The organism is Leptospira borgpetersenii serovar Javanica (assembly GCF_003046425.1).
Taxonomy (GTDB): domain Bacteria; phylum Spirochaetota; class Leptospiria; order Leptospirales; family Leptospiraceae; genus Leptospira; species Leptospira borgpetersenii.
In genome coordinates, this window is sequence record NZ_QAJG01000021.1 from 13,042 (window position 1) to 26,312 (window position 13,271).

The window sequence follows — 13,271 nt, forward strand, 5'->3', positions numbered from 1 at the left end:
TCAAGGAAAAGTGGAATGTGTGAACTTCTTGGTATGAGCGCGAATGTCCCGACAGATATTTGTTTCAGTCTGACCGGTCTTGTACAAAGAGGAGGAAAAACGGGGCCTCATAAGGATGGATGGGGGATTGCGTTCTATGAAGGGAAGGGACTTCGCATTTTTCACGATCCATCGCCGGGTGTAGAATCTAAAATTGCCGCCTTCGTTCAAAACCTTCCTATTAAAAGTGAAATTGTGATCAGCCATATCCGTAAGGCAAACCGCGGAAAAGTGGACTTGAAAAATACGCATCCATTTGTTCGGGAATTTTGGGGCTCTCACTGGACTTTTGCTCATAATGGACAGTTCAAAAAAATCAAGGAGAAGTCCCTCAGCCTCGGTGATTTTCAACCGGTTGGAAGTACGGATTCGGAATATGCGTTTTGTTGGCTTTTGGGAAAGTTGAAGAAGAAGTTCAAAAATCCTCCTAAGAAAGAAGCCGAACTTTTCAAAACCGTTGAGTCTTTGATGCGGGAACTACATCAAAAAGGGGTTTCCAACATTCTCTTCAGCGATTCTAAAAATCTCTATATGTACTGTTCCACAAAACTTTCCTGGATCACCCGAAAATCTCCCTTTGGAAAGGCCCGACTTGTCGACGCGGATCTCAGCGTGGATTTTCGAAAAGTCACAACTCCGGGAGATAGGGTCACCGTGATCGCAACTCGGCCTCTTACTTCTAATGAAGAATGGACGATCTGTCAGCCGGGTGAGTTTTCCGTTTGGAGAAAAGGTCGAATCGTATTTTCCAATCGGTAAGAACAAGTTCTGCACTGAAACGCTTTTTACGAAAGTGGTTCAGCTGAATTTTTCAAACTAAGATGTTGTTCTTATACATCGCAGCATAATAATCCCTTTCGCATTTGTTATGCTGGACTCGTTAAGTTTGCCCGGATTTTTTGTCTAACCAAGGGTGATGTAATGAAAATTCAATTCTCAGCTATGGACTATCGTTCGGATGATACTTTTGAAAAGGCCGATTATCAATTCGAAGGAAGTTTGGAAAAAGGTTGGGACATTTTCAGAAACGGAAAAGAATATCTGCATCTAGGCCCGGGTTATAAACTTTTAAAATCTAAACTTTGTGGAGTTTGTTCCACGGATCTTTCCCGACGGTTTCTTCCATTTCCACTTCCGCAAGTAATCGGACACGAGGTTATCGCCGAGGACGTAGAATTCCGTGACGGAATCAAACAAAAATACGTTGTGGAGATCAATGATACGTTTGAAGCAAGGGGAGAAATTCCTTTCGATGAATTTTGTAAGGAAGGAATTCCGTCTCACAGTCCCGAAAGAAAAGTTTTAGGCATCGATCGATTGCCCGGCGGATTTGGTCCTTATATATTGGCTCCTCAAAGTGCAGCGATTTCTTTTCGAAATCTTCCCGATAAAACAGCGGTTTTGATCGAACCGTTCGCCGCTTCTTTACAAGCTGTGATTGCTTCTCCTCCTAAAAACGGAGACAACGTTGCGGTCCTAGGTCCGAGGAGATTGGGAAGCCTTGTTGTATCTGCGTTAGTCGCTTTTAGGGAGTCTTCCGGAATCCGGTTTAAGGTTTCCGCTTTAGCGAGACACGATCATCTTTTAAAACTTTCTCTCGATCTAGGGGCGGATGAAGCCATCGACCTCCGAAAGGAAAGTATTAAGTCTCTCAAAGATCGTTTTGCGATCGTCTACGACACGACGAGTACTACATCCGGCTTTGAAAGTGCAATCCAACTTTCAAATAGGGAGTTACATCTTAAAACCACGAACGGACAAAAAGTTTTCGGTGTAGAAAGGCTCACGGAGCTGGTCGTCGACGAATTATCCCTTTTGAAATTTACGGATGAGAATTTGGATTTTCATTGGGAAAAAGAAACTCGTTCCAATCGAACCGTTTACGTTGCGCCTAACGCGGGAAATGTTTCTCTACCGTCCCGTTTCAGGGTATATTATGGAAGCGTTGAGGAAGCTGAAAAGATTCTTCTTTCCAAGGATTTTAAAGGTCGCGTGCCCCGTTTCGATTTAGGAATCGCAGGAACTTCCGAGGAAATCGATCTTTTGATTCGTCCGAATCGTCGTCACGAAAATTCTCTTGTTCGTCCGAGAAGTGCAATCCTTTTCAAAGGGGAATCTAAGGGAAATGATCTATTAGAGTTTTTGAATGCCGGTAAATCGATTCGTTCTTCCCGATGTGGAGATTTTCATCTCGCCATCAAACTCCTGCAGGAAAACGGAAAAGTTTCGGAGGCTCTGGAGAAGCAATGGTGACTCATACGTATCCTCCGGAAAATCTTTCTCAGGCGTTTACAACCGCTCGTACACCGGAAGCGATCAAAGTAGTGATTGAACATGTCTGATTCCTCCGCATTTAGGGAATTAGAAACTTCTCTTGGACCGACTTTGAAAGGAGGTGGGGAAGGAATTTTGAACCTCGATTTAAAGAATCTTCGGATTTTCACGGGACTTTCCATTCTTTCTAGAACCTTAGGAGAAGAAGTTTTCGAACAGATCCGGAACGGAATCGGGGACGTTACGATCTTTTACAAGATCAATCCGAATATTAATCAAGAACTTTTGAATCTGCATATTGGTTATATTCAAATTTATGCAAGAGCTGGAGTGCTAAAGGATATTCTCCTTTTTAAAGAAGAATTTCAGGATCATTTACGAACTGTATTTGGAACTTTTCAGAGGCAGGTTTGGGCGAAAAAGATCCATCCGGAATTTTACGGAGAAAATCCCGAAACCTGCCCTGCTTGCGCGTTAGTTTTTCCGTTTCATCACACAAGTCCGAATGAAAACATAGACTATCAATTTATCCTCGAAAGAGTTCCGAATCAAAAAGAGCCGGGGGAATTTTTCTTCCGATTGACGGTTGAGAATTACGATCGAGCCAATATTGACCTTACGGCTCTTCCACACGTGATCGTGGATGATATCGGTTCCCGGATTTTTATCGCCGGAAGCACGAAAATCGCGGAAGCGATCAACAACGGAATTTTAAGCGCCGCGCAACGTGGTGAAAAATTCTATGTGGAGGAAAATCGTTCTTTTTCTAAGGTTTTTGAACAAATTGAAAAAACGCCTCTCGGCAAACTGGATCAAATCAGCGTTTTTTGGGATAAAACGTTTTCGGATGAAATCATAAAAACTAATCCGGTCGAGGCTCTTCCTTTATTTAAAAAGATTTTTCTTATATTAGAAGATCAAGAAATTACGAAACATTTAAAAGAGGGCTTTACGGTTAGGGCTCAGCTTGCGGACGAAATAGGGGTTTACATCGATCTTTCCAGGCTGGATCGTGTTTTGAATTTCAGCTTCAACGTAAAAAGAACAACTCTGGATCTGAATCATTATCTCAAACGAATGCCGATTTTGGAAAAAATAGCAAATCGGGAAAATCATAGTTTCGATTTGATTGAATTTAACATTTTTCTAATACATCATATCACTTCGGAAATTATAGCTTTGATCGAAACTTTTCGAAGGCTCGGTTCTAAACGACTTACAGTGGCTTTTGTAAAATACGGGGGAGTTGTTCCTGCGAATTATTTGGATGTTCTTTTGGACGTTCCTACGGATCATTTTTATATGTCTGGTCTTCAACTTAGAATGGGACCTAAAAACAAGATTTATTATTCCGTTTCTCCTCTTTATAGCGATTCTTCAAAACTGAAAAACTTGTATGATCGGTTGGAAAAAGAAAAACTCGGTTTTTTTGACGCAATGAAACTTCTTTCAGGACATCTTTTTTTGAATCTTCTTTTGGATTCGTATCAAAAAAAAGAAAAAACGATCTTAGTAGAAGACGGGGGATATGTGGCTCCTTTCTTCAACGAGTTTGCTCTTTCCGGAAAGGATATGGGGTTTCTTTGTAAGGAATATTCCGTAATAAGAGAGGTCCCTGAAATGAAGGTTGCCGATTTTCTAATGCAAACGTTAGTTGGCAGTGTAGAACATACTCGAAACGGTTATGACAGACTCAAAAGTGTACAAGATAAAAATCAAAAATTGTTTTTGCCATCATTTTCCATTGCAATTTCCGATCAGAAAGTAAGAGAAGAATCCAAAGAAGTCGCCTATTCGATATTAAACGCGATCGAGGCGATTTTAAACGGACAAGGAATGATTCTTTCTTCGAGGAAGGTTTTGATTCTCGGAGCAAAAGGGAATATCGGTTCCTACTTATGCAAGTATTTGGAGTCTAGATTGCATGGGACCAATCAGGATTTGATACAAGTTGATATTAAATTCTCCAAATCGGAAAGATTCAATTGTAGAACGATTGGTGAAATTGAAAGAGAAGAATTTCTTTCCAGGGATTTGATTCTTGGAGTTATCGGATGTTCGATCTTAAGACGGGAACATTTCGAAGATCTCATTCTCAACGGAACCAAATCGAAAATTTTAATAGCTTCCGGTTCCACAAAAACCGCGGAATACACGGACTTGATCCACTGGCTCGACGAACTTTCGTTTTCCGAGGACAAAAAGATCGGAGGTCATCCGGTTCGATTGGAATTCGATCGAATTTTGGATCCTCAATCCGGGATCGATCAGGGTGGAAAGGTGAGTTTTTTTGTTTCCAAAGATGGTGTAGAGATCGAAAAAACCTTTTTTCTGTTAAGTGACTTGAGTCCGATCAATTTTTTGTTTTACGGAGTTCCGACGGAAGGGATGGATGCGATCATCGGGCAACTTGCGTCCGTGGCTTTGGGAATGGCGGATCAATCCAAAAACGGGAGGATTTTACCGCCGGGGCTTTATGCAGTGGATCATGAAATCGATACTTGGGGAAATCCGATTTAACTTTTTAATTTGTTTTTATTCGATGTTTGCTCCCATTTCGAAGCCGCTATAATCTATCTCAAAAATATCTGAGAGTGATCGGAATCGGCGTTTTAAGTAAAGATAAAGTATTTTTAAGATGCCTTCTAATCTTTTTCTTAGAAAAGCGAAGACTCTATTCGAATCATTTAAAGGAATGTTAACAATGATAAGGAAACTAACGTGTGTATTCGCTTTTCTCTTTTTTATTTCAACCTCTGCGGAAGAAAGTTCCGATTTTAGGAATGATTTAAACTCTCTTATGGCCGTATTCCAGACCTGTGAATGTAAATTCGTCCGAAACGGTGTCGAACATGATCCGAAGGAAGCCAGAGCACACATGGAAAAAAAGCTAAAAGCGGTGGAGGGAAGAATTCAAACTATCCAGGAATTTATAGATTATATTGGTTCCAAATCCAGTGTATCCGGAAAACCGTATCTCGTAAAATTTGCGGATGGTAAGACTAAGGAATCCGGTGTTTGGTTGAAAGAAAAATGGAATGAGATCTTAAAAGAAAGAAATTCCTCCACAAAGTCGATCAGGAAAAAGAAGAATTAAGAATCTATTTCACTTATAGAGTTCCTAATCGTAGAAGGGCGCTTCTATAAAATCCAAAGATGCAGATTCATAAAACGAAAGAAAATTTCTGAAAAGATTTTTTTTCTTGTACTTTATCGAGTTTTCCTAAGATGGCCGGTAAATTCCAAGGAAGAGGGTGCCTATGAATTTAATTTTGAATCGTTCCCTAAATAAGAGGGACGCTTTCAGAAAGGAAGAATTACGTCGGAAACATATTAGTTCTCTTCGGATATCGGGATTTCAGATTAAAGTTCAAAAACAAAGGAATCTCTTTCGAAAAAGAGAAAAGAGAATATTTTGATTTATTAAACGAGATTCTATTTTGACTTGGATTTATTTTTGAAAAGGAAAAGTTTATGCCAGATCTGAAAACCGTCAGCCTTTATACGATGGCGACCCTTTATATTATTGCGGGAATACTTCATTTTGTATTACCGAGATTTTATCTGAGAATCATGCCTCCTTATATTCCTTATCCTAAATTAGTCGTTTATTTTAGCGGTGTGATTGAAATTGGATTCGGAATCATGCTATTTTTTCCGGATACAAAACGACTCGGTGCTTGGGGAGTGATTCTTCTTCTGATCGCAGTATTTCCTGCAAACTTATACCACTATCAATCCAGTAGAAAAACCGATCCTCCCAAGTGGGTTTTACTTTTAAGACTTCCACTTCAGCTTTTATTGATTTACTGGGCCTATACTTTCGTTTAAGATTCAATTTTTATAATATTATTCGAAAAAATCAATTCGAATACTTTGTCAATTCATCCATTCCGGGAAGATTGGTTAGGTCGGGAACGATTACGATTTCTATCCTTCGATTTGCGGAGCGATTTTCGGGGGAAGTATTCGGGAGAGCCGGTCTAGATGCTCCCATGCTTGCGGCGCTGATTCTCTCCTCGGGCATCCCGGCCTTAATCATCGTATGAAGAACATTAAGAGCTCTTGAGGACGCCAATTCCCAATTCGTATAACCTTTGATGCCGGTCGGAGTATCGTCCGTATGCCCTTCTATTTGAAAACGTTTTCCTCCCAAAGAGGCAAGCAAGGTGGTTACTTCCCGAATGGATGCGATTCCGGCGGAAGACAGGAATGCAGAGCCTACTGGGAAGAGAATATCCGAGGAAAGAACCACAACCATTCTTCCGTCTATGATCTTAATTTTGAGTTTACCCGCATCGATTAGAGAACGAAAAGTAGCGATCAGTCCTCTGTATTCCTGAATTCTCAATTCGGATTCTTCTTGGATCCGTTTTAATTCGTTCAAAGAACGAGAAAGATTCACTTTTTCCTCAAGAATTCTTTGGTTTTCCAGTTTTGATTCTTCATAAGATTTTAGAAGAGACTCGTACTTCGAATTGGAAACGCAGTAGACCAGATTCAAAAGAACAAAAATAGAAAGAGTTTTAAATTTCATGAGATTTTACCGAAGTGATATCTGTTTTATTTGTCGGCAAAACGTAAAAAAACAAAAGGGATAGATGAATGAATAAAAAAATCTTTTCATCAAGTATATGCTCGACTACAATACGTAAGAAGAGAATTAAATGAACGGGCTAAATTCCAAATTACTCAAATCTTTCTGCTTAATACTTCTTTTAGCGATTTTTTACCTTCCTAAGTCCGTTGCTCCTCAAAATAAAACACCCGCAGGAACTTCTGTCTCCGGAAAACCCGTTGAGGAGAAAAGAGAACTCAAAGCTTATTTGGAGGAAGTGAATAGAACTCTGCGAGACTCCGGATATAACTTGGAAAACAAACATCAATTCAACGGAGCCGTTTTCAAAGGGAACTCAGTTATTTATAAAATTCATCTTCCTTTTATCCAAGAGGAAGGAATTCGAAAATATAAATTAGGAATCGGTTTGGCGCATGATGATTCCGCTCATTCTTTCCTGATTCAAATTTACAGAAGTGATAAAAAAGATAAGAAAATTGCGCCGATTTTTTCCGCGTATGCCGACCCTGTCTTTTTTTACGAATTTGATTACACAAGTTCCGGAAATCATTTCTTAGTGGAAATCACATTAGAAGACTCTACTTTAGCTGTTGCAAAGTTTGAACTTTTATTTAGCACTCTGATCAGTTATCAATCCGATAAAAATAGAAAAGATAACAAGGGTCAATATAATCCGAACCAGAATCATCCCGGATTTGGGCCCTATCCTTCTATCATTCCGAACGAGACCAGAAATTACTTCGAGGTTTTCAAAAAAGAATTTTGATACTTGGGTGATGGGATATTAAAATATTTGAAAGAAGTTTTAGGATCGTTCCATAGATAGGGATCCATAAAACCGGGGTTGCCTAGAAAAGTGTTCAGGAAAGACGGAAGTCCTCTATATCCCTTGAATAGAGACTACAAGAACTCGCGTGAAAGGATTTTAGAGGGAGCAGCGATCGCGTTTTCTAGATCAGGTTTTCATGGAACTTCCCTGAGAGAAATCAGTAAAGAATGTGGATTAGAACAACCCAGTATTTATCATCATTTTCATTCCAAAGAAAATCTATTTAGAAAGACCTTAATTGCTACACATTTACTCGTTCTCAATGAGATCAGAAGAAGAGTTATTCGGGATCAAGGTCTTCACGTGGAAGTGGTTTCTATTTTTAAAGCAGTCGCTGAGACCGCAAAGATTTATCCCGATAAGACAAGATTGCCTTTCAGCTTAATCTATTCAGCTCCCGTCAATTTGCAGAACGAATACACGGAAAGATATGGTAACCAATATAGAAAACTACTCGAAGCCGCTTTTGAAAGAAACGACAGAATTGGGAGAAAGGAAGAAAAACTCTCCCTTTGTGTGGATCTTTTGTACAGTTTAATTCTCGCTTGTTCTGTGGAGGTCTTATATTTGGATCGAGTCTCCGGTTTGGAAGATAGAGTTCGATTGATTTTAGAGTTTTAGAGTTTAGTAAAGGTACGTCCCAAAACCTGAAGAGAAATCAGTTTTAATCGCTGGGTAGATTTGTAATCGGATGTGGCAATTCCGCAAATTACGTTTTCTTAAAGAATTTACCGCTTTCGTACATACCCAAGGACTCTGAACCGAAATCGAAGATAATCGAGAAGCTCCCGGGATTCATTTCGTTAGAAAGAACACCTGTGGAAATTTCAAGGGCCGTTTTACGATTCGAAGTCGGTTTTGCGTAAACGAAACTTCTCTTTCGTTTTACAAAAGTTCCGTGTTTGTAGTTTTGTTATTCGGACAATATTTCTGGGTGCCGGGCGGGAGATAGTGCGGAAAAAGCTGGGGCTGGAAGTAACTCAAGCCGTCTCACTTGTATTGGCGCTCGGGTAACTCAGCGTCTCGCTTCTATTGGCGCTCGACGGGTTATTACACAATGATTCGAACTGGAGAGCTTTTCGATTCTATGCCTGAAGAAGTATTGAATCGAAAATTAGCTCAATATGGTCTTATGTAATAAAATTGCGGAAGGGCTTGACACAAGAAACATAGGAGAAGCGAGACGCTTTAGTTACCAGCTTGATCTTTCTAATAAAGCAGAAACTAAAGTGCCCTCTTTAAGGGCCGCTCGAAAAAACTCAAGCCGTCTTGCTCGACGGGATTTAGAGACGCGCTGTAAGTCTTTTCCTTTTGACAGCATTCTATTTAGATATATTCGTAAAAATGAATATGATAATTTTTCAACAACATTAGTTTTTCTTTTCAACAGCAACTCCGTTCAAAAGTAAAAAACGAAATTTGGAGAGTTTATAAAAAAACCAAACTTTCCCTCTCAGTTTGTGAAACGGAACCAGACCGTAATTCCTTGAATCTGTCGAGTTCTCTCGATTATCGCCTAACACTAAAAAATAGCCGGGAGGAATTCTACCCGTGTCTCCGATTGGAACGTTTCCTTTGACTGCGGTCATCGGAATCATGGAAAGAGAAGGGGCGATGGTTTTAAAGCCCGGCTTTAAAAAGGTTTCTTGGAGAGGTCCGTCGTTGATTAGGATTCTATCGTTTTCAAAACTAAAATAATCTCCCGGAAGTCCTACGACTCTTTTTAGACTCAATTCTTCCCCGAGTCCGTCTAAGACGAGAACGTCGAAACGATTCACATCGCTCTCAACGAAAGAAATTTCCCAATTCCCGATGCGGGCAGGAAAACCTAACTTTGTGACTAAGATTAAATCTCCTTCCTTATAAGAAGGGGCCATGGAATAACCTGAAATGAAATAAATTTGAAATAAAAAGATCCGTATCAAAAGAATCGTGAACAAAGAAAGAAATACAGGAAAAAGAATGCGTAAATATTTTCTCATTTTTTCCTTCGTTCCAAAACTTTTCATAAGAACGTAAGACATTGTCCACAATCTTCTTTAGGACGGCAAATCGAAAAATACGCTTAGAAAAATTGTATCTACGTCAAACGTAAAAGATCCTAAGGGTCTACAAATTCGGTAAAGTTATTTTTAGAGAATCTGTACGAAGACTTGTCCGATTTTAGTTTTTCCCGTAGTTCGGGTTCGCCCGATTTAACATACGATTATAATATCAAGTTAATGGGACATTATACTTATATTATATATTTTAAAATTGAGCCAATGTCACGATTTTCTATGGCCGCCATGCGGGCTCTAAACGCCGGATTAAGGGCGTTTATCGTAACGAGTCGCAACGACTCCCTTATAAGTCGAAGGATTTTTTTCTTTCTGAAATTTTAGATTCAGTTTTTCTTTTAGAATCGTTCTCGATTCGGATGATAAAATCATCGGTATTTTGTTTTCAAAATTTCTGAATTCTTTTTCGTTCATTTCAAAGACTGTCAATGAAGAAACCGAAGGTTCTGATTCGAGTTTCTTTAAGATTCGATCAAGATTCGTTTCGGAGTTAAAACATAGAATCCTCTTGGAAAGATGATCTGATCCTGCTTGGCCGCAAAGAATTGGATCCATAAAAATCCAAAGCGAAGTTTCGTTTCGAGCGTAAAAATCCCTATAGATTCTTTCTTGTTTCGTCGAATGTTGTAGGATTTTTAAAATTAATCCCGAGATTAGAAGGGAAAAAACGATTAGAGTGACAGAAAGAACTTTCCATATTTTAGAAGCATGTGGTTTCCAGTTCTCCCAAAGAATCAGCAGAGGAATGATGGTGAGTATCAGATATCTACCTGTGATCGTGATGCCGTCGTTCGGCGATAGAATTCCGACCAAAACCGTATTTAGACCGATGACTATGAGTAGGAAGTTGATTTTTTCGCTTCTTTTATTTTTAAAAAAAACATAATATAAAACCGGAAGTAATAAGAAAGAAGAGCAAAAGAATAATCCGAACTTCGGGATTCCGTCTACGTAGTTTACGAACGTGATCGAAAAAAAACGAAGAATTCTATCTAAAAATGCGACATTGTCGTTCCCGTAATTAAAAATAAATCTTACCCCCAGTATGTTTCCATAATTCCGAAAGTTCCAAAGAAAAAATAGAAACATGGGAGAAAGCGCGAATAAAACCGCAAAAGGATTCAATTTCTTTATTGAATTTCTTACGTTTCTTCCAAGTATTAAAATTTCAGAAAGTACTAAACTTCCTAAAAAAAGCAACGACTCCAGTCGCAACCAAATCGAAATCGAACATGCGATTAAAGCGAAGTAAAGATATCGGGACTTTTTTGATTCCCGATAGAGGAGCCACCAAGAAAAACCGAGAGAGTTGAAAAGAAAATAAATCGAGTATTCGCTGAAATCCAAGCTTAAAGCGAAAAGAATCGTGGCTCCGTAACCGAGTAAAACCGTCCTTTGACTTATGAGTTTTCTTTTTGAAAGAAGATAAAGGGAAAGGATCGTAAAAAAAGACAATAACATCGGCATCCATTTCCAAGTTATCCCCCCAATCGAAATAACGAAGAGAAAAAGGAAAATGCGATCGGATATTGGCCGATAAATTTTCCGCGAATTTCTTTTGCAAATCCTGGAAGAAAAAACGCCTCATGATGAGGATCCAATTCTTGAGCGGGATATCTTAGTTCTTCCGTTCGAAAACCGCTTTGGATCAAAGAGTCGGTTTGCATGGCTTTTAACGCGGAATCCGCTATATAACTGTTTTCCGTTCCGATCCAAACATGAAAAACTGGCACGATAAAGAGTAGAATCAATACGGCCCATTGTTCTTTGATTTTTTGTGTCATTGTTTTGATTCGATCCTTGATGAATAATGTCGATTCGAAACCGACTTTTGCGACATCCTTGAAAAGGTGATGGAAATTGTATTCAAGAAAATTATAACATTTTAAAGTAGATTATTTTTCTCTATACATTCCGTAGAAAATTTCCATATTCCCGAACGTTTTTTTGTCTACGATTTTAATGGATTTAATTCCGGAAATCGCCTCGGAATCGAATCGGTTTAAATGCCCGATCATTCCTTCTTTCGTATTTTGATCGTATTGTAAATTTTCCATTCCTTTCGTATATTCTTTCGAATACGCGAAGTATTCAAAAGAAACCGAACTTAGGTTTTTGGACGCGGAAAATTTTTCGAGTAGTGCGACTAATTCCGGAACTCCCGTCGCTTGAAAAACTCTTCCTTGAAAATATAAACCTTCGCTTGCCATTCCTCCTATAAGTCCGTTCTGAAAAATTAAAAGATTTTCTTCGGGTTCTTTGAGAATGAACTCTTGAACTTTTTTTGTGTTTTTTGCAAAGCCCTTTGTCGTTTTGTAGTATATCCAAGTCGGAAGAATTGAGGTCGCAAGAAGAATGTAGAATGAAATTCTCCAAAGGATTTTTTTGGTTCGTAAAAACGAAAAAAATCCTGATGTAAGAACGAATAGTCCGGGGAGGCCCGGAGTTAAATAACGGGATCCGGATTCCGCTCCGCCGTCGTTGGGCGCCACAATTGCGGCCGTGAGGATCCCTAGGATGGAGGAGATCAGAAGTGGTTTTTCCTTTTCCGGGATATTTTCCCAGTTCCTTGCCTGAGTGGATAGAAAAAATAAAAGTCCTACGAATAAAAACGGAGAATACCCGAAGACGCCTAACTTAATATTTCCGTAAAATAGGAGATTTATAAAATTCTTAAATAGATTCGAAAATCCCGAATGGCTATAGTTCGCATTGTATCTTGGTCCCAAAGGAGAATGAAAAAACGATTGGTTGAATCCGCAATACCCGAAGAATAAAATTATAAGAACAGTCGAGGTTAAAAAGAATCGTTTATGATATTCGTTCTCCTTCGAAAATGGAAGACGAAGAAAACTTTCGCATATCCAATAAAGCCCTATAAAGATCAGATATTCAAGACGAAACCAATAACTGAGGGACAATACCATCCCTCCGAGGGCGGCGGAAAGAAAAGATCGATTCTTTTTGGATCTTTGATATAGGACGATTCCGGATACAAAAAGAAACAATCCGACTCCGACATCCATAAACAGATAACCGTTTATCACCACAGGCGACAAAAAAGAAAATAAAAAGATTTGCCAGGCCGGAATTTCGAATTCTTTTCCGATCAGAAATAAAACGAGCCCGATCAAGAACGCGGATAGGAAATAGATTCCGTAGACTCCTCCGAAAGGAAAAACAAACGCATAAAGGATTCCTAATGAAATTGGAAAGGCGATGATCTTGTGACCGTTTACGATCGACATCTGGAGCAGACTGAATTTAAGTTCCGGATCGAAGTCGAATCCCGGATAAAAGACGTCTAATGATCGAAAGTCACTTAGATAGATGGATTTTCCTAGGATAAACTTTTCGTAATGATCCGCGGAAAGAAGATATTTCGGAGGAATCGTTAAATATAGAAAATTCGAAAATAAAAACGCGGCTGCGACGGCAAAATATTTGTTTTGGAAAAACCGAAGCGCTTTCAGTTTCGAAATCATTGATT

9 protein-coding genes and 2 pseudogenes are annotated in these 13,271 nt (G+C 39.2%); 7 read left to right on the forward strand and 4 right to left on the reverse strand.

Features of this window, described 5'->3' with window-relative positions; translation table 11 throughout:
* The first annotated feature begins 15 nt into the window (after nucleotides 1-15).
* The 5 genes and pseudogenes from CLV95_RS14550 (at nucleotide 16) to CLV95_RS14570 (ending at nucleotide 6,144) form a co-directional block, all read left to right on the forward strand.
* Nucleotides 16-798, forward strand: a complete 783-nt coding sequence (locus CLV95_RS14550; protein WP_002730074.1) for a class II glutamine amidotransferase — start codon at nucleotides 16-18, stop codon at nucleotides 796-798.
* A 162-nt stretch (nucleotides 799-960) separates the two neighbouring features.
* Nucleotides 961-2,381 (forward strand): annotated as a pseudogene (locus tag CLV95_RS14555) (MDR/zinc-dependent alcohol dehydrogenase-like family protein).
* Complete coding sequence (locus tag CLV95_RS14560; protein ID WP_002737192.1) at nucleotides 2,374-4,833, forward strand: hypothetical protein; 2,460 nt, start codon at nucleotides 2,374-2,376, stop codon at nucleotides 4,831-4,833. The pseudogene CLV95_RS14555 and the gene CLV95_RS14560 overlap by 8 nt, the downstream one beginning before the upstream one ends.
* A gap of 184 nt (nucleotides 4,834-5,017) precedes the next feature.
* Nucleotides 5,018-5,410, forward strand: coding sequence for a YfeK family protein (locus tag CLV95_RS14565; protein ID WP_002730107.1), 393 nt, complete (start codon nucleotides 5,018-5,020; stop codon nucleotides 5,408-5,410).
* Between the two features lie 377 nt (nucleotides 5,411-5,787).
* Complete coding sequence (locus tag CLV95_RS14570; protein ID WP_002737196.1) at nucleotides 5,788-6,144, forward strand: DoxX family protein; 357 nt, start codon at nucleotides 5,788-5,790, stop codon at nucleotides 6,142-6,144.
* Nucleotides 6,145-6,175: 31 nt separating this feature from the next.
* Here the strand turns inward: CLV95_RS14570 and CLV95_RS14575 are convergent, their stop codons facing one another.
* Nucleotides 6,176-6,850 (reverse strand): OmpA/MotB family protein, encoded by a 675-nt coding sequence (locus CLV95_RS14575; protein WP_002734041.1) that lies wholly within the window; start codon nucleotides 6,848-6,850, stop codon nucleotides 6,176-6,178.
* Between the two features lie 130 nt (nucleotides 6,851-6,980).
* On the opposite strand from CLV95_RS14575, the gene CLV95_RS14580 reads away from it, so the two are divergent.
* Together CLV95_RS14580 and CLV95_RS14585 are read left to right on the forward strand one after the other, a co-directional pair.
* Complete coding sequence (locus CLV95_RS14580) at nucleotides 6,981-7,658, forward strand: hypothetical protein (protein WP_002734293.1); 678 nt, start codon at nucleotides 6,981-6,983, stop codon at nucleotides 7,656-7,658.
* A 90-nt stretch (nucleotides 7,659-7,748) separates the two neighbouring features.
* A complete protein-coding gene (locus CLV95_RS14585) occupies nucleotides 7,749-8,342 on the forward strand; it encodes a TetR/AcrR family transcriptional regulator (protein WP_011669504.1) in 594 nt (197 codons plus the stop codon).
* A 749-nt stretch (nucleotides 8,343-9,091) separates the two neighbouring features.
* Here CLV95_RS14585 and lepB read toward each other — a convergent pair.
* The 3 genes and pseudogenes from lepB to CLV95_RS14605 form a co-directional block, all read right to left on the reverse strand.
* The gene (lepB, locus tag CLV95_RS14595) at nucleotides 9,092-9,745 is read right to left on the reverse strand and encodes a signal peptidase I (protein ID WP_107695001.1); all 654 of its coding nucleotides are present in this window, start codon (nucleotides 9,743-9,745) and stop codon (nucleotides 9,092-9,094) included.
* Nucleotides 9,746-10,030: 285 nt separating this feature from the next.
* Nucleotides 10,031-11,565 (reverse strand): annotated as a pseudogene (locus tag CLV95_RS14600) (LA_3751/LA_3752 family putative glycosyltransferase).
* 111 nt (nucleotides 11,566-11,676) lie between these two features.
* Entirely contained in the window at nucleotides 11,677-13,266 is a 1,590-nt protein-coding gene (locus CLV95_RS14605) for an LA_3751/LA_3752 family putative glycosyltransferase (protein ID WP_002734304.1), read from the reverse strand.
* Nucleotides 13,267-13,271 lie beyond the last annotated feature (5 nt).